We start from the raw sequence: 23,407 nt of genomic DNA on the forward strand, positions 1-23,407 counted from the left end.
CTATACCGTCTCCATGATTTTTTTATTGACCAGCAACATAGACTTATCGTCCTGTGCTATGACCGTATAACCGCTGGTGACAACGGTAGATGTCTCATCTTCGACAATAATAGCTGGCCCAGTGACGGCATCACCGGGTGCTAATCTACTTCGCTCAACTTCTCCTGCGGTGACGACTTTACGGATCGCCGCATCGAAAAACTCTCGCGTTTTAGTTATCTCAATTTGCTGGCCAGAACGACGCAGTGTCATTGGTGTTGAAGGCGCTAACTTAGAGGCTACCGTGATAGACCAGTTGGTTATTTCAATGCCAAGTCCATCAATGGTGCGACCGAAAAGCGTGTGATAGCCCGATTCAAATTTCGCTCGGAAGGCGTCCACATCATCTGCAACATAGTCTTTGTAATCGATATCAATGCCGATTTCACCACCTTGACCGGTGTAGCGCATAAAGGCTTGAACTTGAGTTGTGGTTTCAACTTCCCCTGCACCGCGCTTCACGAAGGCCAGCGCTTCGGCGCGTAATTCACTGAGTAATAGATTAATTCGCTCTGGGTCAAAGTTACTTAAACGTTGATACATACCTTTGCTTGCTTCATAGGAAAAGGGGGCATTAAGGAAGCCAATGGCTGAGCCAACACCCGCACCCGGTGGGATAATCAAGTAATTCATATCGAGTTTTTCACACAATCGACAAGCATGCAGAGGCGCTCCGCCGCCAAAGGCGATCATGGTAAAATTACTGATCTCCTTGCCATTCTCAACGGTATGGACTCGTGCTGCATTGGCCATATTTTCATCCACAACTTCGGTCACACCAAAAGCGGCTTGTTGTTCATCCAGCTCGGCTTTTAACGCCACTTTATTCATCATGGCGGAGCTGGCTAAAGGCACGGACAGTGGAATGTCGCCACCTGCAAATAAGTCTGGATCTAAGCGCCCTAATAATAAGTTAGCATCGGTAACGGTCGGGTTCTCGCCACCGCGTTGGTAGCAGGCAGGACCAGGCTCCGATGCCGCCGATTTAGGGCCGACACGAATTTGTTTCATATCATCCACATGGGCGATAGAGCCACCGCCAGCGCCAATTTCTACCATCTCTACCACTGGGGTGGATAGTGGCATCCCCGATCCTTTTGCAAAGCGATAAGTACGAGCAACTTCAAAGGTATTCGCTGTTTTCGGTTTGCCACCTTCTATTAAACAAATCTTTGCCGTTGTGCCTCCCATATCGAAGGAAAGGACTTGATTTTCTGCGTAGCTAGAGGCAAATTTAGCCGCGAAAATGGCACCGCCTGCGGGACCAGATTCCAGTAATCGAACAGGGAACTCTGAGGCGGTATCGACACTGATTAAACCGCCGGCAGAGTGCATCATAAAGACGGGACAGGTCATCCCTGTTTCTTTTAGTCGCTTGACGAGTCGGCCTAGATAATCCGAGACCTGAGGGCGTACATAGGCATTGGCAATAACGGTATTAAAGCGTTGGAATTCCCGCATTTGAGGTGAAACATGGCTCGAAATGGAGACACTTAGCTCCGGGGCGGCTTTTGCAAAGGCCTTTTGTACTTGCACTTCGTTAATGTCATTGGCGTAGGAATGAATGAACCCGACGGCAATGGCTTCGTAACCTTCTGCGACTACTTCTTTTACTAAGGCGTTTAGCTCGGCTGTATCTATTTCAGTGAGTACTTCACCACTAGAACTAATGCGCTCATTTAATGTATAGCGATCGGTCCGTTTTACTAAAGGTGTCGGTAGCGTTAGGTTTAAATCGTATTGCTCAAAACGGTTCTCTGTGCGCATTTCCACTACATCTCTAAAACCTTCAGAGGTGATAAACGCGGTACGTGCGCCACGGCGCTCAATTAATGAGTTGGTGACTAAGGTGGTGCCATGAATCACGGTGGTAATCTCATTGGCTGTTATATTCGCTCGCTTACAGACCAGTTGAATGCCATCCAAAATGGCTTGTTCAGGCTGTGTGTAGTTGGTCAGTACTTTGCCAGTGAATAATTTTCCGTCCAGATCCAGCGCGATATCAGTAAATGTGCCGCCAATATCAACACCAATGCGCGCATTTTTTTGCGTCATATTGATTCTCCAAAGTTAATAATAGATTAAATGCTTTTGTAATAACGCCAAGCTTTAAAGCAGGCTTCATATAGCGGCTCACGAACAAATGCAGCGTGGTCCTTTTTCAAGCCCGTTATAGGTAGCATGATATCTTCTTCAGGCGTACCTGTTAGTAATTGAGCCATGGCTTGCCCACATACTGTTCCTGTTGTAATGCCACGACCATTGTAACCAACGGCTGTGTATAAACCGGGAGCTAAATGATGAATTCTCGGTAGGTGGTCAGGTGTCATGGCGATTTTTCCGTGCCATGTGCTTTCAAACTCTACTTTGCCCAAAAAGGGGAAAATTTTATCAATGCGTTTTTGCGCCCAATATTTTGATCCACGGTCGTTTTTTCCCGCTAATTTTCCCATACTGCCTATGATTAACCGTCCAAACTGATCTTTACGGATAGACTGCATAACCAAACCAGTATCCCAAACGCTCTGAGCCTCTGGTAAAATTTTGTCGGCGATACGGCCAAGAGGCTTTGTCGCAACTTGATAGAAGTGGATGGAGGTAAAGGTTTGCTTTAATCCAGGCCATAAATTGTCATTATAGGCATTACCTCCAATAATAACTTTATTTGCTGTCACTGTGCCGCGGTTTGTTTCAACCAGCCATTTACCATCTACTGGAGTGAGTTTTAGAGCTCGAGTTTCAGAATGAATAATGGCACCAGCTTTAATCGCAGCGGTTGCGAGCCCACGAGCGTAGCCCATAGGATTGACTGTGCCTGCTTTCGGGTCCAGTAGGCCGCCATAGAAATTTGAGGTGCCAATTTTAGCCTCCGTTTGCTGAGCATCTAGCAATTGGACATTACGACCACGGCGTTGCCATTCAGCAGCGCGGGCCGTCAGTTCTTTGAAGCCTGAAGGTGAGTGCGCAGCATGAATAGTGCCATTGCGTGTTGCTTCACAGTCAATCTTGAAACGGTCAATTAAGGAAAAAACTGTGTCTGGAGCTTTGCCCATCACATCTAGGAATCGGTTCGCCGCCTGCTCACCTAATACTGATCGTACCTCTTGAGGAGGCAACCAAATACCGGGGTTTACCATGCCGCAGTTTCGTCCTGATCCTCCGAAGCCAATTTTTTCCGCTTCTAGAATCAAGCACTGCACTCCCATTTCAGCTAAATGAAGCGCGGTAGAGGCGCCTGTAAAGCCTCCACCAATAATGGCGACATCTGTCGTGACGTTACCTTCTAGGGGGAGGGCTTTCGGAGTAACGGGTGCAGACATATCCCACAATGAGATTGGTTGTTGAGTGACGTTAGGGTTTTCACTCTGACTCATATTAACCTCTCAATACTGTTTTAAAGTACGTTCGTACTATTATATGGAACGATATTTTTGATAAGTGAAACAATATAGTGTTTCTTCATAAAAATCCAGACCTATGATGCAATTAATGTGTACTTTTTTGTTTGCTTTTACGCTTAAAAAAAGAACAAAAACCGCTGTGGCATGATGCTATTCGCTGCATGTTTGGCCTTCTCTAACTCGGGTCTCAGTGATTTAATATTTGACTCAAGAATTCTTGTGCTCTTTCGGATTGAGGGCTATTAAAGAAGGACTCTGGGTCGTTTTCTTCAATAATTTGTCCTGCGTCCATAAAAATAACTCGATCAGCCACTTTTCTTGCGAATCCCATTTCATGGGTTACACATAACATGGTCATGCCAGTGTCAGCCAAACTCACCATTACATCCAAAACCTCTGCAATCATTTCTGGGTCTAGTGCGGATGTTGGCTCATCAAATAACATAATAGATGGGCTCATACATAAAGAGCGTGCTATCGCGACCCGTTGTTGCTGTCCACCAGATAACTGCCCCGGAAATTTATCGGCTTGATTGGCTATGCATACTTTTTCAAGATACTCCATTGCCATTTTTTCAGCGTCTACTTTGCTGGTACCTCTTACTAACATAGGGGCAAGTGTGCAGTTTTCTAATACGCTCATATGAGGAAATAGATTAAAGTGCTGGAAGCACATACCGACATCCTTACGGATAGATTGAATATTAGAAAGGTTGTCATTCAAAAGGGTTCCTAAGACGTTGATATCGCCAGCTTGATGTTCTTCTAAATGATTGATGCAGCGTATCATGGTGGACTTTCCTGATCCTGAAGGACCGCAAATAACAATTTTTTCGCCTTTTTTAACATTGAGGTTTACGTTCTTTAAGACATGGAAGTCACCATACCATTTGTTCATGTTTGTAATGGCGATGGCTGTTTCTTGTGAGTCAACTTTTGATGTAGTGCTTACTGAAGAAGCTGAAGTATTCATTTATCTATCCTTTCTATAGAGGACTTTGCACGATTATCGTGCCCACCAATACCGTGTTAAAAATAGACTTGAAGAGCTCATTTAGAATTTATGAGCTCCGTTTGCCGTCTATTTGTGTCTGATTTTCACTTTGCTAACTTTCACTTTGCTTACAACGTCGTGCAAAGACACTTTATGACCTTAAGTTACTTGGTTGCTCCGCGGCGGGTCAGTACCTATGACTAAAGGTGTTTTTTTGTGTCAAAGAGTCTGTGTGCCGCTCTGATTTTGTATCTGAAATGCAATGCTTGGCTGTTCGCCTTTTTCAATCGTAGCAAGATGGTCGACTCCCAATGCGTCAAGTAAATGGTGGAGTTTTTCAGGATCTGGATGAGTAAGAATGACCGTTTTTAAGGTTAACCCTAAATCTGACATGTTGGTCGAAGGATGGGCGCCGGGTGACCACTCTATAAAAGTAGGAATGAGCCCTGCTTCTGCAAGGGAACCATCTTTAGGAATGTTTAAACGCCAGCTTCTTTCTCCTCGGGTGAAGGTGACAATTTCACCCATTTCAATAGGGCTGTTTGCGATAACAGCGTCTAAGTCATTGGTTCCCACTACCCAATGATAAGCCATTGGTTGTTTCTTGAATTGAGCTTGCACTTCTGGGTTGTCCATATTAAACCAACGTGCTCTGTTCGGTGTAGGTGCTTCGGGGTCAATGGATAAGATCTCAATAAAGCTTTCATTCCCCACAGGAGCGACGCAATTATGAGTGCCCATTGCATCATGCTTACTTGCTTTGGGTAATGTAACCCCTAAAGTCTTATGCAATGATTCCATGCCCTGCTCTAGAGTGTCTGCCCCTATTACAATGTGATCAATTTTGTTCTGTAAAGTCATGATTATTTTCTCTTTTTCAATAGGTTACTTTAAAAATTTAAAACCATTTTCTAAATCTAAAATCAAGGATTCTGGGTCTTCAAGACCAATATGAAAACGTACGACTGGCCCTTCTGACGACCATGTTGTCGCTGTTCTAAATGGAGAAGGGTCAACGGGGATAGCTAAGCTCTCGAAGCCTCCCCAACTCAAACCAATACCAAATAATGACAAGCTATTTATCATGGTGCGTATTTGTGTTTCGTAACCGGGCTTGAATATCACGCTAAATAACCCTGTTGCCCCAGCGAAGTCTCGTTGCCAAAACTCATGTCCAGGGCAGTCAGGATGGGCTGGGTATAGAATTCGTTCTACTTCTGATTGTTGAGCTAACCAATCGAGGCACTTTTGAGTGTTTTCAGCGTGTTGTCGAAGGCGAACAGAGAGGGTTCTTAATCCACGTAAGGCTAGGAACACATCGTTACCCCCAACACGGTCGCCGATAAATAGGCTCATTTTTCGTGTGGTTCTATAGTGCTCTTTAGAGCTTGAAACAATGAAACCTAACATGGCGTCGGAATGGCCGCTGAGATACTTTGAACCAGAGTGAACCACAACATCAACACCCAATTTCAAAGGCTGGCAGTAGAGAGGCGTAGCCCACGTTCCATCTAAAATACTGACGGCGCCAGACTTTCTTGCGGCCTCTGAAATGGCCGGAATGTTGGGAACTTCGAAGGTAGAGGACCCCGGTGCTTCGAAGAAAACTACCTGTGTATTGTCTTGAATAAACTGATCTACATCCGCGCCTATTAAAGGATCGAAGTAAGTAACGTCAACGCCATAAGCACTTAAAACGTTATCACAGAATGCTCGCGTTGGGCCGTAAACAGTATCGGCTACAAGTATATGATCACCCGCTTTAATGAATGACATAATAGAAATAACACAGGCGGTAAGACCTGAAGAAACGGCCACACAGCCAGCACCTTGCTCAAGGTGTGTCATTGTGTTCTCTAGTTCGAATGTAGCTGGGGTACCGTAACGACCATAATACAAGGTGCCCATGTCGTAGCGAGTGGATCTGGCCTCTTCAAATTCTTCTAATGTATTAAAAAGCATTGTCGAGGCTTGGTGAATAGGGAGGTTAACTGAACGCCCATTGCTTTGGTTATCACGACCTAAATGGATTAAAGCGTTTGTTAGGTTTTTATCACTACTTTTCATTCCACACTCCTAGATTAAGATTTTTTCACCTTAACTCAAATAAAACATTCGTGTCAATATATGAAACATAAGTATTATTTTTGATTTTAATTGGTGCATTTTTTGATACATCGCACCATAAATGTTTCTCTCTGGTGTTTATCTTTAATTAAATAGGCGATCTCTTTATACTGTTAAATATTCGGCACAGAGACAGTGAAATGACTCGTCGTCAATAAAGTGATACGAAGCGCTTTTCATGCGGTTGCATGAATTACGCTTTATTTATTATTTTTATTTATTTCAAAGACTTAAGCTTTATAAGCTAACTTTTATTAAGGTTAAATGTTCATGACAGTAAGGGTTGATTCAACATTATCTAAAGGGTTATCCGTGATTGAAGCCCTTGCGGCTGAGCCAAAAGGTATCGGTGTTTCCGAGCTTTCACGAAACTTAGAGTTAACAAAATCTAATACTTTCAGACTGTTACAGACATTGATTGTGAGCGGGTATGTTAGACAAGATCAGAATAAACAGTATTTTGCGACAATGAAATCATGGAAAATTGGTCAAATGATTATGGAAAAATTGGATCTTCCTCGTTTGTCTATTAGTCAAATGCAATACCTTTCAAGCATTACGGGTGAGGCGGTTTACCTTTCTGTTTTAGATGGATTGTCTACTTTATATATAGAAAAAATAGAAAGCACAAAAGGTATTAGAACCTATACTCCAAAAGGCGGAAATGCGCCAATTCACTGCGTTGCGACAGGGAAAGCTTTGTTGGCTTTCCACTATGATACGTTGCGAGATAAGTTGATTGGTAACTTAGATCTGTACACTGATAAAACGATTACGACGATTGACGCTTTAGATGAAGAAGTCGATAGAATCAAAAATCAGGGTTATGCCGTGGATCGAGGTGAGTATCGCGCAGAAGTGCTAAGTATTGCGGCGCCTGTTTTTTCAGCGAACAAAGAAGTGATTGCTGCCATTGGTATTTCTGCCCCCGCACTAAATGTATCTGAAGAAGATATTACAAAAATGTCGCATGATGTATTTCAAGCCGCACAAAGTTTGAGTAATACATTGAAAAACATGTAAAAAATCGGATTTTATAAACACAAAAAAACCACTCACTATGAGTGGTTTTTTTGTGCCTGCACCCTTCCAAACGGACTCTTTTTTAAAAAACGGCACAGAGATTGCTAAATATTTTTTTAAATTTTCCATTTAAAATGAAAATTTAAAGAAACAATTGTTTTGATATTTAGTATTGGACTTGTCATAAAAAACCAAATAATGTATTAAATAAAGAAACGTGTATTTCACTATATAAAACAAAAAAGAGGTCATGTTATGTTGAAATTAATAAAACCTACTCTAACCGTTGCTGTTTGCTCGATAGCTTTGTCTCAAGTAGTTGTTGCCGCCAGTCCCACTGTGCAATCAATTCAAGAGCGTGGAACTATGTTGTGTAGTGGTCACAACGGCAGTTATTTTGGCTTTGTTGAGGTTAATGATAAAAACGAATGGAAAGGACTTGATATAGATATTTGCCATGCGGTGACCACCGCTATTTTAGGCGATCCTGAAAAGGCAAAAATTGTTCCTCTTAGCTGGGCGCAACGTTTTCCCGCTCTACAGTCAGGTGATGTCGATATTATTATAAAGGCGACAGGTTGGACTATGGGGAGAGATACTGAACTAGGGTTGCAGTTCAGTACACCTTACTTCTTTGGGGGGACTCAAGTCATGGCGCATGCGGATTCTGGTGTGCAAGAGTTGAAAGATTTAGAAGGCGGAACCATCTGTGTCGAAGCTGGTACAACGAATGAGCGTTTGATTGCCGATAAAATGGCAAGTTTAGACATTGATTATAATATCGTTTCATACGAAAAAAGCTCAGAAGTGACGGCGGCTTATCAGTCAGGACGATGTGATGCATTCGGCGGTTGGGGGCCAAGCCTGGCTGTGTTGCGTTCTAACCAAATGGGCGATCCTTCTCAAAATGTCATTTTAAAAGATACGTTATCTAATGAACCCATTGCCGCTGCCATGAGACAAGGTGATGACGGTTTTGTTGATCTGGTTAACTGGACACTTGCTGCCTTGATGATTGCAGAAGAGCATGGTGTGACACAGGCAAACGTAGATGACATGGCGGCTAACCCAGTGGACCCTACCGTTGCTCGTTTATTAGGCAGTACACCGGGTATTGGAGAGCGTTTAGGTTTGCGTGAAACTTGGGCGAAAGATGTCATTAAAAGTGTTGGTAATTTCTCTGAAATCTATGAGCGAAACCTAGGTCAGAACTCGCCTTATAAACTAGAACGAGGCTTCAATAACCTTTGGAATAATGGAGGTCTACTTTATTCTCCAATCTTAGATTAATTCAAGCGACCAAAGGAGAATAATGATGTTTATAACTGGTAGAAAGTCGATCAATGTTAAAAATTTTTTGATTCAGGCTGTGTTTCTCTTCGTGGTCATCTTGGTTGTTGCGAGCGCTTTTACTAGCGCTCGTACTAACTTAGCTGAGCTTGGTATATCTAGTGGTTTTAGTTTTCTAGAGAGGGCGACGGGTTGGGGGTATGCTTTTTCCTTATTTGAATCATCCATTAATGATCCCTATAAGTGGACTCTCTTTTCGGGTTTTGCGAATACTTTGTTTCTTGGTTTAATTACGATTATGACCTCGACTATATTAGGGTTTATTGTTGGTTCCGCGAGAGACTCCAATAATATTACTATTCAGGCTATTACAGCGTTATTTATTCAACTGTTTCGTAATATTCCATTGATATTGCAAGTGGTGTTTTGGTATGCGGTGTTAATACATATGCCGAGCCCAAAACAGGCGTATAATATGTTCGATGTGGCTTTTTTGTCTAATCGCGGCCTAATGATTCCAAGTTTTAATGTTTCTCCTGTCCTTATTTTTAGTCTGTTTGTCTTGCTAATGCTTTATTGGTTGTTGAAAGAGAGGCTGCTTATATTAAGGAACGCTTCGGCAAAATGGTTTTACGGCTGTATTATTTTTGGCGTCGCCTTGTATTTATTATTCTGTGTTGAAGGAAATCTTTTTTCTGTTCCTAGTTTAAAAGGCCTCAGATTTGTGGGGGGAACGACGGTTCCTGTTGAGCTGATTACGATGATTATTGCTTGTACACTTTATGGTGCAGCGTATATCGCCGAAATTGTAAGGGGTGGATTGAATGAAGTGCCTAAAGGGTTGGTGGAAGCCGGTAATTCGCTAGGTCTTAACGAGCGAATGGTATGGTTTAGAATAAAGCTTCCTATGGCACTTAGAACCATTATTCCACCATTGGGAAATCAGTGGGTATTCATGATGAAAGCGACTACTGTTGGCGTGGCTATTGGTTTTAGTGATTTATTCATGTTGGTTTCTACTTCAATTACTCAGTCAGGACAAACCCTTGAGTTGATTGCCATATTAATGATGGCTTTTCTATTGATTAATATATCGATTGCTCAACTTGTTCATCATCTCAACTCACGGATGGCGTTAAAAGGACACTAAGATGGAGACCTCTATGCAAATTAATTCCGATCGTTCAGTGTTATTGGCTCCACCTTCAAAAAGAGTGGTTAAATTTTTGCATCAACGTGCATTTCGTTCCAAAACCGATAGCATTATTAGCATTGGCTTCATTATTACGCTATCTATTGTGATCTATAGTCTTGTTAATTGGGCCTTTATTGGTGCGGTTTGGTCAGCCGATGACGTTGAGCTGTGCCGGACGTCAAGTGGGGCTTGTTGGTCCGTTATTGATGCTCGTTATAGGCTTATTTTGTTTGGGCTCTACCCGTATGAATTACACTGGAGACCCATATTAGCTTGTATTGCCATTGTGGTGACGGTTTTATTATCGTGTTTACCCATGATGTGGAGTGGGAAGCGACTTACGCTGACGTGGTTGGTTGGTTTTAGTTCTTTTTACCTTTTAATGGAAGGCCGATTACTAGGCCTTCAAGAGGTAAGCACTGGAGAATGGGGAGGGCTGGCGTTGACGCTTTTCCTTTTTTCTTCGGTTGTATTAATTGGGATGCCAATGGGATTAGGGCTGGCTTTAGCGCGCCGCTCAACGTTACCTATTATTCGTCATGGTGTTTCATTATTCATCGATACGATACGCTCCTTGCCTCTACTAACGACCTTATTTGTAGCGGCTGTCGTTATGCCCATTGTGCTTCCTGATTGGATGGTAGGAGATAAAATTTGGCGTGTTATTATTGCCTTTTCTCTCTTTTTTGCTTGTTACCAAGCCGAAGTGTTTAAGGGTGGGTTTCAAGGCGTCTCAAAAGGGCAATTTGAGGCGGGCGACGCTTTAGGGCTAAGTTACTTTCAGGTTTTACATAAGATAGTGCTCCCGCAAGTATTTCGTAATTCATTACCTGGTAGCATTAATATGGTCGTTATTACGTTTAAAGAAACGGCCATAGTCATCATTATTGGTTTTTTTGATGTTCTCGCTTCTGCTCATGCCGCTTTTGGTAATGGTTTGTGGGCACCCTATTATTTGGAAGTATATGTGTTTGTTGCGCTTATTTATTGGAGTTTTATTTTTTCATTGAGCCAATATGGCGCTTACTTGAAAAGACGAATGAGTATTGCATCACACTAATTTATAAGGTCTTTGGTGGTGATTTAGTACTACTAAAGGGCTTTTGAATATTCCCATTTAGACAACGAAACCTTAATAAAATGTTGTTGTTAGGAGAGACCTTCCAATGAGTTGTAAAAAAGATACTCCATCCTCGCGTATTACCTCAAATCATTGGGGTCCTGGTGTGATTAAACATGATGATGGAAAGCTTCACCTTGATCCCCATCCCGAGGACCCTGCACCGTCACGAATAAATGAAAATATTCCTCAGGGGCTTTTTGGTCAGTCTCGTATTCGTCGCCCCGCGGTTCGAGAAAGTTATTTAAAATACGGCCCTTTGAGTCGCCGCGGCGAGCGAGGTGCAGAGCGTTTTGTAGAGGTTAGCTGGGATGAGGCTTTCGACCTGATTGAAGCAGAGCTCAAGCGTGTTCGTCAAGATTATGGTAATGAAGCCATTTTTGCCGGTTCATACGGCTGGTCGAGCGCGGGACGCTTTCATCACGCCCAAAGTCAATTAAAGCGTTTTTTAAACAGTATCGGAGGGTTTGTTCGATCTGAAGGAAATTATAGTTATAACGCTGCGTTAGTATTGATGCCTTATATCGTCGGTAATTTTCGCGATCATGTTAAACAAGCCACACGTTGGACAACGGTAAAAGAAGAAGGTGAACTCGTTATTATGTTTGGCGGGATTCCTTTACGAAATGCGCAAGTATCAGGAGGTGGAATTGCTAAGCATTCACTAAAAGGTGAGATGAAAGCGTGTGTTGATGCAGGTGTTCGTTTTGTCAATTTCAGTCCACTTAAAAACGATGCTGCAACAGAGTTAAATGCGGAATGGTTGGCTCCTCGTCCTGGTTCGGACACAGCCATCATGATGGGAATGGCTCATACATTGTTAGTCGAAGCGCTTTATGATCGCGATTTTATTGATCGCTATACGGTAGGATTCGAGAAGAATGTTGACTATTTATTGGGTAAGTTAGACGGTGTTGTTAAGGACGCGGCGTGGGCTGAAAAACAGTCAGGTATCGCCAAGCAGACAATTGTAGACTTGTCTCGTGAGATGGCGTCTAAGCGAACGCTGATTTGTACTGCCGTGGGACTGCAACGAGCGGAATATGGTGAGCAGCCATTATGGATGACAGTGCTTTTGGCGGCTATGTTAGGGCAAATAGGGTTGCCTGGCGGCGGTTTTGGTATTGGTTATGGTGCGGATGCCAGCATCGGTGTGGTTGATCGTCCTTTACGATGGCCCTCTTTTTCTCAAGGTAAAAATGCCGTAGAGGAGTTTATTCCCGTTGCGATGATTTCAGACATGTTGTTGTCGCCTGATACTCGTTATGAATACAACGGACAGAGCCGAGTGTTCCCCAATATTAAGATGGTCTGGTGGGCGGGCGGTAATCCATTTCATCATCATCAAAATTTGAACCGATTGCGTAAGGCGTTTCAAGAGCCTCAAACCATTATTGTTAATGAGATCAATTGGACCGCTACCGCTCGACATGCAGACATAGTATTGCCCGTTGCTTCTACTTTGGAGCGAACGGACATCGGGGCAGGGACACAAGATAATGCCGTGATCCCTATGCCACAAGTATTACCCATTCAATTTGAGGCGAAGACAGAGTTCGATATCTACTCTGAGCTGGAAAAACGCCTGGATCTTAATACCGATTTTAGTCGAGAGATGAGCTCCCAACAGTGGTTGGATGAAATGTGGGCAACCTTAAGAACCAATGCAAAACAACATGATAGGGATTTACCCGATCTAGAGACCTTCTTACAAGGGGATATCATCAGCTTTGAAGACCCCGCCCCAAAAGGTGTTTTTTTATCTGATTTTCGCGAAGACCCTGTACACTCTCCATTAACGACACCAAGTGGCAAAATAGAGTTAGCTTCAGAAACGATTGCCCATTTTCAGTATGATGACTGTCCTGGTCAGCCAACATGGTTAGCGCCACGAGAATGGTTGGGGGCGGATACTTCTCGCTTTAGTTTGCATATGATTTCAGGTCAACCTGCGACGCGTTTACACAGTCAGCTAGATGAAGGGGCCTATTCTAAAAGTATGAAAATTCAAGGCCGAGAACCTATTTTGATTCACCCTGATGACGCCGTCAAACGGGGAATAAGTGATGGAGATGTTGTGGTGGTGTTTAATGATCGAGGGCAATGCTTAGCCGGGGCCCGTGTCACCAAAGATGTGCGTAGTAATACTGTGTTTCTATGGACTGGAGCATGGTATGACCCTGATCTAAAGACTAAAGAGCATCAAGACAGACATGGAAACCCTAATGTATTAACCCATGATTACCGTACGTCACGTTTGTCTCAAGGGCCTGCGGCGCAATCAGCGTTAGTTGAAATTAAAAAGTTTGAAGGGGCATTACCTGAGGTGCATGCTTTTATTCCACCTATTGGGTAGTATTCAGAAACATAAAAGAGCCCATTATAAATAAGTATCTGCAAGGGTATCTTATTTTTAATGGGCTCTTTTGAATTTAAGTTATGTGCTGGTGCTTGTGCCTGAGCCATTAATGCTTTTCATTTCGTCTTAAATAACGTTCTAGCCCTCTAATGATTAATGAAAGGCTTAGGGTCAATACTAAATACATAAAGGCGACAACGTTATAGGTCTCAAAAAATTGAAAGGTTGAAGCGCTATAGACTTTACCCATCTGCGTAATGTCTTGTACACCTAACACCGAGACTAAGGCAGAATCTTTTATCATGGCCACGAAATCGTTACCTAGCGGAGGTAAAATTTTCTTGATGGCTTGTGGAAAAATAATAAAACGAAAGCGTAACCATCCGTTCAGTCCGAGAGCCTTACCTGCTTCAATTTGTCCTTTATCTATTTCCTGAATGCCCGCCCGAAAGACTTCAGCAAGAAAGGCACTGTAACTTATGCTGAGGGCGAAGATTGCTCGCCAAAGCATACTGAAATCTCTCGTTCGTGCTGCAGAAATAATATTGTGTTCTATTAAGTCTTGTAAGGCCCAATTATAGAAATTGACCATTTCTGGGGCACCAACAAAAGCGATATAAAACAAAATAACCAGGACAGGGATGCCTCGAATAATTTCCACATAAAAAGTGGCAACTTGTCGAATAAGAGAAAAGCGTGAGAAGCCAGCGAGTGCAACGACAAGCCCAACTAGGGTGGCCAGCATAAAAGCGATCAGAGTGACGCTTATGGTTGTCCATAAACCTTTGCTTAATGTGTTAAATATCTGAGTGTAGTTTTGATCGGAAACAATGTTCCAGCTTAATAGTAAGCCGATAATAACCGTGAAAAGCAGCCACCAAGGAAGAGTTGATAAAGAACGTTTTTTAATCATAATGCCTAATAGCGTAGGCCATTTATTAAAAATGGCCTACTGTTAGAAAGTGTGGAAAGGATTAGTGTTGGTAATCAAAAAACCATTTTTGATTAAGCGCTTCTAGTGTTCCATCTTCTTTCATGCTGACTATAGCGGCATTAATGGCGTCCGTTAATTTTGATCCAGGCGTTAGAATAAAGCCGAATTCCTCGGTTCCAAGAGGCTCGCCAATGATTTTAAAAATGCCTGGATTTGCTCCCATATAACCTTTTGCCGATGAGGCGTCCATTAGCACCATGTCTACATCACCACTTTTTAATGCTTGAACAGACGCGCCGAACGTTTCAAATAATTGGATTCGACTGTTGTTCTCATCGCCATCTAAAACATTGTAAACAGCGACATAAAAGTTAGTTGTGCCTGGTTGAGCCCCAATTAATAAATCGCTGTTGTTAGCAAAGCCAGTATGCTCCTCAAAACGCCCTTCATCTTCTCTGACCAACATGAATTGTTGAGACACCATGTAAGGCATAGAAAAGTCGATTTCTTTTTTACGTTCATCATTGATGGTGATGCCATCCATACCAACGTCAAACTGACCTTGTTTTACCGCTTGTATCATAGAATCCCAGCTGCTCAACTGCCAATCTACTTTTGCATTGAGTCGGTGAGCAATCTCGTTAAAAGCGTCGTATTCCCAACCAATGCCGTTACCCGTCTTTGGGTCAATAAAGTTTAGGGGGGTATAAGCATTTTCGGTGACGGCAACGATTACCTGGCCATTTAAGTCAGGTAAAGTCACGTCATTCGCGCTAGATTGAGTGGTAAATAGGGCGGTAGCCGAGATAACGGCGGCTGAAAAAAACGTTGATAAATTCATAGGGTTCCTTTAATAAGATTCTAAATTGATTACTCTTGGGTAGAATACAGTCGTTTTTCAAAGAGAGTAACAAAGCGGAAGTGGCTCAGTGTTTTGGCTAAAGCTAAAAGTCCAAGATCTACTACAGGTTCGAGTAGTATTACACTAAAATACGCCGCACCAAAGGTTGCAACGGATGAAAGGTTACTGGCTTCAAAACCTTGGCCATAAACCGCCCAAAATGCCACCCATGCAATAATGCCGCCTTGATAGGCGAAAGATAATTTTAATGTTTGAGAATAGCTTAAATCAATATATTTAGTCTTTCTGGGGATGATGCGTTTAGCCAGCTCTGACATGGCGAAGAGGGGTAATATCAAGGTTGTTACGTTCATGCCGTATTGTGGCAGATCGATAGGCGCAAAAAACGCGCCTTGAATTAAGAGCCCTCCAGCTAATCCTAATCCGGCGGCGGCGGGTCCGAGCAATAAGAAAAGAGAAGAACCTAAAATTAAGTGGACTTCAGAGACGCCAACAGGGTGATGTATAAAGAGTTCAAAAAACACAAACACAGCCATTACTGACATAAGACTGCGGATGAGCAGTGTGTTTAAGCCATCTTGTTTAATGGCTTGGAGCGACGCTCTAGCAATCAGGCCAAATGAGACCGTAGCGGTCGCGTAGCTTAAGAGTAGTTTTGCGCCAGTAACGAGTTCTGGTTCAATATGCATTTTATGATTCTCCATCAATTACACACACCCGTGTAATGTATTAAGGTGACGTAAGGCCGGTCTCCAGACTGTTGGCGTGAAAGGCCAATTTACTGTTGCGGGGGCAGTAACAGACTTTCACTGTTTTCCCGTTTCACTTTGAAAAAGCACCTTGCGACATAGAGCTGAGGATTATAGCGGCTTTTTTTAATGATGGTTATGAAAAGTCATCCACTCATTATGAAAGTTATGCAATTACCTAAGATCCATTACTCGTCTAGATGCATATGCTGCTATTATAGGTTTCTGCATAGTCACTAAAGTAGTTGCAGCGACTATTTTTTATCGAAATGCCTCCTTTGTGATGTGGGAATTGTGTTTTTCCCTGTGCTTTCTTGAATTTGAGGGTAATGTACAAGCGAATGCAAAATAACTCAGTACAGCAAGCGTATTGCTTAGAAAAAATGGGAATTGTTCATTGGCTACCCAAATCATCCGTAGCCAATGTCGTTGTGTTATCTCGACCTATCTCTCCATGGAGTTTCGATTCAAATCAATCGTTTAACCTTGATAAGAAAGCGGACTCGGTAGCCAGTGCTGGGTTTGGTTTTAGGGCTCCTGCCGTTCTAAGCAAAGATCCTGAAGTGACTCAAAAGACGGTGGCAGGTCTTAAAGAAGAGCTGCTAACTAATTCCTCTGTTATTGTCGAAGATTTGCAACCTATCGAAGAATATGCGGTAGAAATTGCACCGTTGTCTGTATTCGATGAAAAACTTTCGCATGATTTTAGCGTTCAGCTTTATGTTGTTGAAAAGCGTTTGCTTCTATTGACCCAAGTTCCGAGAGCATTTGATGCGTTTAATGAGATTGAGCGGTTAGCATTGAAAATGTCACAAGCGCTATTGAAACAAACAACCGATGAATGGGTTTCCTCGAAATTTTCATGGCCAGACAAATTAACTAATCCTTATTTTGTTGACAGAACGGATTGGATGTTAAGTGCATTAGACAGTTTTATTGAGCGGTATTTAGACGGCGTTGAGGCGCCTATTTTAATCGTGGCAGGTGCTCAAATACAGCACGTTGTGTCGGCGTTACCTGTTGACTCTAAGGTTGTTTCTTTACCTCGTGCCAATATAGTCAGTTTGCCTGAGCTATACCGAATTCCTGAACTGAAGCGGGAGGCATGGGTGGAAATGCAAAAGGTACTGCAAGTATGATTCGTAAGGCGTTGGTTGAGGATCTTAATGGAATTGATGTGTTGGATAAAGCATCCAATGAGAACCCATGGGGGAAAAAATTAATTAAAGACGCTCTTGAGTCCCGAAGTAATTGGGTTATTGCGGATGATAAAGAGCAAAGTATTTTCGCTTGGCTTACGGCGTCAGTTGTACTAGATGAATCGGAGCTTGAGCTAATTGTTGTCCACCCAGAATGTCGTCGACTTGGTTACGCTAAACAATTAATTGAACAGTGGTTTGATGAGATGATGGGCCGTCATGTCTCTCAGTTTATATTAGAAGTGAGGGAATCGAATTTACCCGCAATTTCTTTGTACCAGAACGTTGGTTTCGTACCCGTAGGTTTGAGAAAAAACTATTATGCCGCTCCTAATGAGCATGCTTTGTTAATGAATCGAATTGTTCAAGAAAGTTCACCTATTTAAATTATTCAAAAGGATATAAGCATGACAACGTTACTTGTGCCTATTGCTGATGGCAGTGAAGATATAGAAATCGTTACCATTATTGATGTATTAAGACGTGGTAAGGTTGAGGTTGTTGTGGCCAGTGTGCATGAAAGAAAAGCAATCCAAGCCGCCAGAGGTACTAAAATTGAGGCCGATGTATTGCTTGTTGATGTGGCTGAGACCATGTTTGATGCCATTGCGCTTCCTGGAGGCATGCCAGGAGCTGAGCACTTAAGAGACAGTCACTTATTGGTTGATATATTGGAAAAGCATGATATCCATGATGCTTTGTTAGCGGCTATTTGTGCCGCTCCTGCTGTTGTTTTAGGAACCCACGGATTTTTAGTCGACAAACAAGCTACTTGCTACCCAGGTTTTGAGGCTGGACTTACAGGCGCTGACTATATTCCTGATCAACCCGTCGTTATGGATGGTAATATATTAACCAGTACAGGCCCTGCAACGGCGATGACGTTTGCATTAAGTCTGCTGGCTAACCTTAAGGGTTATGATATTGCTCAAGAGGTGGCGGATCAGCTTTTGTGTTGAAATACTCATATTCTTAGGAGTTTTAATCTTGACTAAAGGGTCAGCTAAAACCTTCTAGAATTCCTTGTATTTACTGGAAAAAAGTGGCTTTTTAGTGGATATTTTCATCCTCTAAGAGTAGAATTGCTAAGATTTTTTGAGCGCGAGATTTATTGAAAAGAGTTCGATAAATAGACGTCAAAAGCGCAATTATTAAAAAGCGAGGTGAACCTTTGGTTCGTCTCGCTTTTTTGCAACCTGAATAGGCTCTAAACGGGAGGTTCCTTTGGCAACAACAGCGATTTTAGCTCTGGAAGACGGCACAATATTTAAAGGCGTGTCGATCGGAGCTGATGGCTCTTCAACGGCTGAGGTCGTTTTTAACACCTCAATGACTGGTTATCAAGAAATTCTTACCGACCCTTCCTATGCTCGACAAATGGTCACTTTGACCTATCCTCATATCGGCAATACGGGTGTTAACTCTGAAGATGAAGAGTCGAACAACGTATGGTGCGAAGGTTTGATTATTCGAGACCTTCCTTTGGTCGCGAGCAGCTGGCGTTCACAAGAGTCTTTGGACTCTTACCTGAAGCGTAAAGGTGTTGTGGGCATCGCCGATATTGATACACGTAAGTTAACTCGTATTTTACGAGAAAAAGGCGCACAAGCTGGTTGCATCATGGCTGGTGAAAACCTAGATGAAGCCGCCGCTATTGCCGCTGCAAAATCTTTCCCAGGCCTTAAAGGTATGGATCTGGCGAAAGAGGTGACCGTTGAAAAAGCGTATGAATGGACAGAATCAACGTGGGATCTAGTGAAAGGCCACACAACACCGGCTTCATTTGACTTCCATGTTGTGGCTTATGATTTTGGTGTAAAACAAAACATTTTACGCATGTTAGTAGAGCGCGGCTGTCGTTTGACAGTTGTTCCTGCAAAAACGCCCGCAAGCGATGTGTTGGCTCTGAACCCTGATGGCGTTTTCCTATCGAATGGCCCTGGTGATCCAGAACCGTGTGATTACGCAATTCAAGCTATTAAAGCGATCCTAGAAACAGATATCCCAGTATTTGGTATTTGTCTTGGGCATCAACTTTTGGCTTTGGCTTCTGGCGCGAAAACGAAAAAAATGAAATTTGGTCACCACGGTGCGAACCACCCAGTACAAGCAATCGAAAAAGGCACTGTGATGATTACAAGCCAAAACCATGGTTTTGCAGTAGACGAAGAAACTCTGCCAGCTAACCTTGTGATGACACACAAATCTTTGTTCGATGGTTCACTGCAGGGTATTTCCCGTACTGACAAGAGCGCGTTCAGTTTCCAAGGACACCCGGAAGCGAGCCCAGGGCCGCACGATGTGGCGCCTCTATTCGATCAGTTCATTGAAAACATTAAAGCATCTAAAGCCTGAACAGGAACGAGAAGACTATGCCAAAGCGTACTGACATAAAAAGCGTCTTAATTTTAGGTGCTGGCCCAATCGTTATCGGCCAGGCTTGTGAATTTGACTACTCTGGTGCTCAAGCGTGTAAAGCACTTCGTGAAGAAGGTTTTCGCGTTATTCTGGTGAATTCTAACCCAGCTACCATAATGACAGACCCTTCAATGGCGGATTCGACTTATATCGAACCTGTTGAATGGAAGACAGTCGAAAAAATTATTGAAAAAGAACGTCCTGATGCGGTCTTGCCAACAATGGGTGGTCAAACGGCATTGAACTGTGCGCTTGATCTTGAGCGTCACGGCGTACTTGCAAAATACAATGTTGAAATGATTGGTGCGACGGCGGATGCCATCGATAAAGCGGAAGACCGAAATCGTTTCGACCAAGCAATGAAGGCCATTGGTCTTGAATGTCCGCGTGCGGGTATTGCCCATAGCATGGAAGAAGCGTTGAAGGTACAGGCCGACTTGGGCTTTCCTTGTATTATTCGTCCTTCGTTCACCATGGGTGGTACTGGTGGTGGTATCGCATATAACATGGAAGAATTTAACGAAATTTGTACTCGTGGTTTGGACTTGTCACCAACCAATGAATTGCTAATCGATGAATCTTTGATTGGTTGGAAAGAGTACGAGATGGAAGTTGTTCGAGACAAAAAAGACAACTGCATCATTGTTTGTGCGATTGAAAACTTTGACGCGATGGGGGTTCACACGGGTGACTCCATTACGGTTGCGCCAGCACAAACCTTAACGGACAAAGAATATCAAATCATGCGTAACGCTTCTTTAGCGGTATTGCGTGAAATTGGTGTTGAAACAGGCGGCTCTAACGTTCAATTTGGTATGGATCCAAAAACAGGTCGTCTTGTTGTTATCGAAATGAATCCTCGTGTGTCTCGTTCTTCCGCTTTGGCATCGAAAGCAACTGGCTTCCCAATTGCGAAAATCGCTGCGAAATTAGCGATTGGCTACACACTAGACGAATTGCAAAACGACATCACTGGTGGGCAAACGCCAGCGAGCTTCGAGCCTGCAATTGACTATGTTGTGACCAAAATCCCTCGTTTTACGTTTGAAAAATTCCCAACAGCAAATGATCGTCTTACTACTCAGATGAAATCGGTTGGTGAAGTTATGGCGATTGGCCGTACTTTCCAAGAGTCATTGCAAAAAGCATTACGTGGCTTGGAAGTAGGCTCTGATGGTTTTAATCCTCAGTTGGATTTTTCTGAAGAAAATAGCAAAGAGAAACTGGCGTTTGAGTTACAAAACCCTGGATCTGATCGTATTTGGTACATTGGTGATGCTTTCCGTTCAGGCATGACGGTCGACGAAGTGTACGCGGCAACGGGTGTTGATCATTGGTTCTTGGTGCAAATCGAAGATTTGATCAAAGAAGAGAAAGCGTTGGCCAACAAAGGCTTGATTGATATGACGTACGATGTCCTTCGTCGTCTAAAGCGTAAAGGTTTCTCTGACGCTCGTCTTGCAAGCTTGATGGATGTGACAGAAAAATCAATGCGTGAACGTCGTTATTTGATGGATGTTCATCCTGTTTTTAAGCGTGTTGATACTTGTGCGGCCGAATTTGCAACAAACACGGCTTACATGTACTCCACATACGAAGACGAATGTGAAGCGGCGCCAACGAATAAAGACAAAGTCATCATTCTTGGCGGTGGCCCAAACCGTATTGGTCAAGGCATTGAATTTGACTACTGCTGTGTTCACGCGGCGTTAGGTCTGCGAGAAGATGGCTATGAAACCATCATGGTTAACTGTAACCCTGAAACGGTTTCTACAGATTACGATACGTCTGATCGTTTGTATTTCGAGCCAGTGACATTAGAAGATGTATTGGAAATCGTTCGCAAAGAGAAGCCGAAAGGTGTGATCGTTCAATTTGGAGGTCAAACGCCGCTGAAAATTGCACGTGCATTGCAAAACGAAGGCGTGCCTATTATTGGTACGACGCCTGAGTCAATTGACCGAGCGGAAGATCGTGAGCGCTTCCAAAGCATGATTCAGCGTTTGGGCTACAAGCAACCTCATAACGCGACAGTACGTAGCGTTGAACAAGCGGCTGCCAAAGCGGCTGTCATTGGTTACCCGCTTGTGGTTCGTCCATCCTATGTTTTGGGTGGCCGCGCTATGGAAATTGTTTATAACGAAAAAGAATTAATGCGTTACATGACAAGCGCCGTAAAAGTCTCTAATGACAGCCCTGTGTTGCTAGATCACTTTTTGAATGCCGCGATTGAAATCGATATCGATTGTATCAGTGATGGTAATCAAGTGGTTATCGGCGGCATCATGCAGCATATCGAACAAGCGGGCGTTCACTCTGGTGACTCGGCTTGTTCATTGCCCCCTTATTCGTTGTCAGCGACAGTTCAAGATGACATTCGTGAAATGATTAAGAATATGGCGTTAGAGCTTGGTGTTATTGGTTTGATGAACACTCAGTTGGCGGTGCAAGACGGCGAAATTTACGTCATAGAGGTTAATCCTCGTGCATCACGTACTGTACCATTCGTATCCAAGTGCATTGGTCGTTCTTTGGCGCAAGTTGCGGCCTTAGTAATGGCTGGTAAAACATTGGAAGAGCTTGGTTTTACGAAAGAAATCATTCCTTCTTACTACAGTGTGAAAGAGGCTGTCTTCCCATTCAATAAGTTCCAAGGGGTTGATCCTATTCTTGGGCCTGAAATGAAGTCGACAGGTGAAGTCATGGGGGTTGGTGATACCTTTGCAGAAGCTTTCGGTAAAGCGGTGCTAGGTGGTGGTACAGAATTACCAACGTCAGGTCGTGCTTTTATCAGTGTTCGTGACATGGATAAAGAAGGTGCCATTGCCGTTGCTAAGCGATTAGCTGGTTTGGGCTTTGATTTGGTGGCTACAGGCGGAACAGCAGACTACCTAACGGAAAATGGTGTGGATGTTCGCAAGGTCAATAAAGTGAACGAAGGTCGTCCTCACATAGTGGATATGATGAAAAACGACGAAATCGATTACATTATTAATACTACTTCTGGCACGCAAGCGATTGCAGATTCATCTGTTATTCGTAGTACAGCATTACAGCGTAAGGTTTGTTACACTACAACGCTGGCTGGTGCAGAAGCGACAAGCTTAGCGATTGGCCTTAAAGGGGAAACTAAGGTTAGAAGATTGCAAGATTTGCATTTGGGGAAATAATGAGAAAAGTACCGATGACAGTGGTTGGTGAAGCAACGCTTCGCACAGAATTGAATAACTTAAAAACTGTCCAGCGCCCACGTATTATTGCAGACATCGCCACGGCTCGTGAGCATGGCGATTTAAAAGAAAATGCAGAATACCATGCCGCGCGAGAAGAGCAGGGTTTTGCCGAAGGTCGTATTAAAGAGATTGAAGGTAAACTGGCTGACTCTCAGGTAATTGATGTCACGACGATTCCTCATACAGGAAAAGTGATATTTGGTGCGACAGTTACTTTATTCAATGTCGATACAGAAGAAACGGTTATTTACCGTATCGTTGGGGATGATGAAGCGGATGTTAAGAAGAAACAGATTTCTTATGCGTCTCCTATTGCCAAGGCGATTATAGGTAAAATGGAAGGTGATGAAGTCACGATTAAAATTCCAAGTGGTGAAGTGGTTTACGAAATTGAACAAGTAGAACACATTTAATACCACGGCCTTTCTTCGTAAGTAAAAAAGCAGAGTGACTTATATCACTCT

Annotated in this window: 19 protein-coding genes and 1 riboswitch; of the genes, 11 read left to right on the top strand and 8 right to left on the bottom strand. The window is 43.1% G+C overall.

Features of this window, described 5'->3' with window-relative positions; translation table 11 throughout:
- The 5 genes from IEZ33_RS02270 to metC all read right to left on the bottom strand — a co-directional run bounded on the left by IEZ33_RS02270 (window position 1) and on the right by metC (window position 6,501).
- Window positions 1-2,094: a hydantoinase/oxoprolinase family protein gene (locus IEZ33_RS02270; RefSeq protein ID WP_191602118.1), complete on the bottom strand. Its 2,094-nt coding sequence runs from the start codon at window positions 2,092-2,094 to the stop codon at window positions 1-3.
- Between the two features lie 26 nt (window positions 2,095-2,120).
- On the bottom strand, window positions 2,121-3,413 hold the full coding sequence (locus IEZ33_RS02275; RefSeq protein ID WP_191602119.1) for an NAD(P)/FAD-dependent oxidoreductase: 1,293 nt from the start codon (window positions 3,411-3,413) through the stop codon (window positions 2,121-2,123).
- 214 nt (window positions 3,414-3,627) lie between these two features.
- A complete protein-coding gene (locus IEZ33_RS02280; protein ID WP_240009685.1) occupies window positions 3,628-4,338 on the bottom strand; it encodes an amino acid ABC transporter ATP-binding protein in 711 nt (236 codons plus the stop codon).
- A gap of 315 nt (window positions 4,339-4,653) precedes the next feature.
- Window positions 4,654-5,295 carry a VOC family protein gene (locus IEZ33_RS02285; protein ID WP_191602121.1) on the bottom strand — a complete coding sequence of 214 codons (642 nt, stop codon included), beginning with the start codon at window positions 5,293-5,295 and terminating at the stop codon, window positions 4,654-4,656.
- Window positions 5,296-5,319: 24 nt separating this feature from the next.
- Window positions 5,320-6,501, bottom strand: coding sequence for a cystathionine beta-lyase (gene metC / locus IEZ33_RS02290; RefSeq protein ID WP_191602122.1), 1,182 nt, complete (start codon window positions 6,499-6,501; stop codon window positions 5,320-5,322).
- 330 nt (window positions 6,502-6,831) lie between these two features.
- On the opposite strand from metC, the gene IEZ33_RS02295 reads away from it, so the two are divergent.
- The 5 genes from IEZ33_RS02295 (at window position 6,832) to IEZ33_RS02315 (ending at window position 13,545) form a co-directional block, all read left to right on the top strand.
- Window positions 6,832-7,584 (top strand): IclR family transcriptional regulator, encoded by a 753-nt coding sequence (locus tag IEZ33_RS02295; RefSeq protein WP_191602123.1) that lies wholly within the window; start codon window positions 6,832-6,834, stop codon window positions 7,582-7,584.
- Window positions 7,585-7,839: 255 nt separating this feature from the next.
- A complete protein-coding gene (locus IEZ33_RS02300) occupies window positions 7,840-8,874 on the top strand; it encodes an amino acid ABC transporter substrate-binding protein (protein ID WP_191602124.1) in 1,035 nt (344 codons plus the stop codon).
- A gap of 22 nt (window positions 8,875-8,896) precedes the next feature.
- Window positions 8,897-10,024: an ABC transporter permease subunit gene (locus IEZ33_RS02305; RefSeq protein WP_191602125.1), complete on the top strand. Its 1,128-nt coding sequence runs from the start codon at window positions 8,897-8,899 to the stop codon at window positions 10,022-10,024.
- Between the two features lie 13 nt (window positions 10,025-10,037).
- Window positions 10,038-11,129: an amino acid ABC transporter permease gene (locus tag IEZ33_RS02310; RefSeq protein WP_191602126.1), complete on the top strand. Its 1,092-nt coding sequence runs from the start codon at window positions 10,038-10,040 to the stop codon at window positions 11,127-11,129.
- A 106-nt stretch (window positions 11,130-11,235) separates the two neighbouring features.
- A complete protein-coding gene (locus IEZ33_RS02315; protein WP_191602127.1) occupies window positions 11,236-13,545 on the top strand; it encodes a molybdopterin-dependent oxidoreductase in 2,310 nt (769 codons plus the stop codon).
- A 109-nt stretch (window positions 13,546-13,654) separates the two neighbouring features.
- Here IEZ33_RS02315 and IEZ33_RS02320 read toward each other — a convergent pair whose 3' ends face one another.
- The 3 genes from IEZ33_RS02320 to IEZ33_RS02330 all read right to left on the bottom strand — a co-directional run bounded on the left by IEZ33_RS02320 (window position 13,655) and on the right by IEZ33_RS02330 (window position 16,033).
- Window positions 13,655-14,461 carry an amino acid ABC transporter permease gene (locus IEZ33_RS02320; RefSeq protein WP_191602128.1) on the bottom strand — a complete coding sequence of 269 codons (807 nt, stop codon included), beginning with the start codon at window positions 14,459-14,461 and terminating at the stop codon, window positions 13,655-13,657.
- A gap of 61 nt (window positions 14,462-14,522) precedes the next feature.
- The gene (locus IEZ33_RS02325; protein WP_191602129.1) at window positions 14,523-15,323 is read right to left on the bottom strand and encodes a transporter substrate-binding domain-containing protein; all 801 of its coding nucleotides are present in this window, start codon (window positions 15,321-15,323) and stop codon (window positions 14,523-14,525) included.
- Between the two features lie 29 nt (window positions 15,324-15,352).
- Window positions 15,353-16,033 (bottom strand): energy-coupling factor ABC transporter permease, encoded by a 681-nt coding sequence (locus IEZ33_RS02330; protein ID WP_191602130.1) that lies wholly within the window; start codon window positions 16,031-16,033, stop codon window positions 15,353-15,355.
- Between the two features lie 37 nt (window positions 16,034-16,070).
- A riboswitch (cobalamin riboswitch) is annotated at window positions 16,071-16,202 on the bottom strand.
- A 232-nt stretch (window positions 16,203-16,434) separates the two neighbouring features.
- On the opposite strand from IEZ33_RS02330, the gene IEZ33_RS02335 reads away from it, so the two are divergent.
- The 6 genes from IEZ33_RS02335 (at window position 16,435) to greA (ending at window position 23,356) form a co-directional block, all read left to right on the top strand.
- A complete protein-coding gene (locus IEZ33_RS02335; RefSeq protein ID WP_191602131.1) occupies window positions 16,435-17,232 on the top strand; it encodes a hypothetical protein in 798 nt (265 codons plus the stop codon).
- Window positions 17,229-17,678, top strand: a complete 450-nt coding sequence (gene rimI, locus IEZ33_RS02340) for a ribosomal protein S18-alanine N-acetyltransferase (protein ID WP_191602132.1) — start codon at window positions 17,229-17,231, stop codon at window positions 17,676-17,678. The genes IEZ33_RS02335 and rimI overlap by 4 nt, the downstream gene beginning before the upstream one ends.
- A 21-nt stretch (window positions 17,679-17,699) precedes the next feature.
- Window positions 17,700-18,251 (top strand): DJ-1 family glyoxalase III, encoded by a 552-nt coding sequence (locus IEZ33_RS02345; RefSeq protein WP_191602133.1) that lies wholly within the window; start codon window positions 17,700-17,702, stop codon window positions 18,249-18,251.
- 265 nt (window positions 18,252-18,516) lie between these two features.
- Window positions 18,517-19,647 (top strand): glutamine-hydrolyzing carbamoyl-phosphate synthase small subunit, encoded by a 1,131-nt coding sequence (gene carA, locus IEZ33_RS02350; protein WP_191602134.1) that lies wholly within the window; start codon window positions 18,517-18,519, stop codon window positions 19,645-19,647.
- A gap of 17 nt (window positions 19,648-19,664) precedes the next feature.
- Window positions 19,665-22,880, top strand: coding sequence for a carbamoyl-phosphate synthase large subunit (gene carB / locus IEZ33_RS02355; protein ID WP_191602135.1), 3,216 nt, complete (start codon window positions 19,665-19,667; stop codon window positions 22,878-22,880).
- Window positions 22,880-23,356, top strand: a complete 477-nt coding sequence (gene greA / locus IEZ33_RS02360; protein ID WP_191602136.1) for a transcription elongation factor GreA — start codon at window positions 22,880-22,882, stop codon at window positions 23,354-23,356. Before carB ends, greA begins: the two co-directional genes overlap by 1 nt.
- The last annotated feature ends 51 nt before the right edge of the window (window positions 23,357-23,407 follow it).

The organism is Marinomonas algicola (assembly GCF_014805825.1).
Lineage (GTDB): Bacteria > Pseudomonadota > Gammaproteobacteria > Pseudomonadales > Marinomonadaceae > Marinomonas > Marinomonas algicola.

Coding starts and splice junctions, on each gene's coding strand:
- IEZ33_RS02320 (WP_191602128.1), bottom strand. CDS start 14,461: ATGATTAAAAAACGTTCTTTATCAACTCTTCCTTGGTGGCTGCTTTTC.
- IEZ33_RS02295 (WP_191602123.1), top strand. CDS start 6,832: ATGACAGTAAGGGTTGATTCAACATTATCTAAAGGGTTATCCGTGATT.
- IEZ33_RS02315 (WP_191602127.1), top strand. CDS start 11,236: ATGAGTTGTAAAAAAGATACTCCATCCTCGCGTATTACCTCAAATCAT.
- metC (WP_191602122.1), bottom strand. CDS start 6,501: ATGAAAAGTAGTGATAAAAACCTAACAAACGCTTTAATCCATTTAGGT.
- IEZ33_RS02300 (WP_191602124.1), top strand. CDS start 7,840: ATGTTGAAATTAATAAAACCTACTCTAACCGTTGCTGTTTGCTCGATA.
- carB (WP_191602135.1), top strand. CDS start 19,665: ATGCCAAAGCGTACTGACATAAAAAGCGTCTTAATTTTAGGTGCTGGC.
- IEZ33_RS02270 (WP_191602118.1), bottom strand. CDS start 2,094: ATGACGCAAAAAAATGCGCGCATTGGTGTTGATATTGGCGGCACATTT.
- IEZ33_RS02305 (WP_191602125.1), top strand. CDS start 8,897: ATGATGTTTATAACTGGTAGAAAGTCGATCAATGTTAAAAATTTTTTG.
- IEZ33_RS02310 (WP_191602126.1), top strand. CDS start 10,038: ATGCAAATTAATTCCGATCGTTCAGTGTTATTGGCTCCACCTTCAAAA.
- greA (WP_191602136.1), top strand. CDS start 22,880: ATGAGAAAAGTACCGATGACAGTGGTTGGTGAAGCAACGCTTCGCACA.
- IEZ33_RS02345 (WP_191602133.1), top strand. CDS start 17,700: ATGACAACGTTACTTGTGCCTATTGCTGATGGCAGTGAAGATATAGAA.
- IEZ33_RS02280 (WP_240009685.1), bottom strand. CDS start 4,338: ATGAACAAATGGTATGGTGACTTCCATGTCTTAAAGAACGTAAACCTC.
- IEZ33_RS02325 (WP_191602129.1), bottom strand. CDS start 15,323: ATGAATTTATCAACGTTTTTTTCAGCCGCCGTTATCTCGGCTACCGCC.
- IEZ33_RS02285 (WP_191602121.1), bottom strand. CDS start 5,295: ATGACTTTACAGAACAAAATTGATCACATTGTAATAGGGGCAGACACT.
- IEZ33_RS02330 (WP_191602130.1), bottom strand. CDS start 16,033: ATGCATATTGAACCAGAACTCGTTACTGGCGCAAAACTACTCTTAAGC.
- rimI (WP_191602132.1), top strand. CDS start 17,229: ATGATTCGTAAGGCGTTGGTTGAGGATCTTAATGGAATTGATGTGTTG.
- IEZ33_RS02275 (WP_191602119.1), bottom strand. CDS start 3,413: ATGAGTCAGAGTGAAAACCCTAACGTCACTCAACAACCAATCTCATTG.
- IEZ33_RS02335 (WP_191602131.1), top strand. CDS start 16,435: ATGCAAAATAACTCAGTACAGCAAGCGTATTGCTTAGAAAAAATGGGA.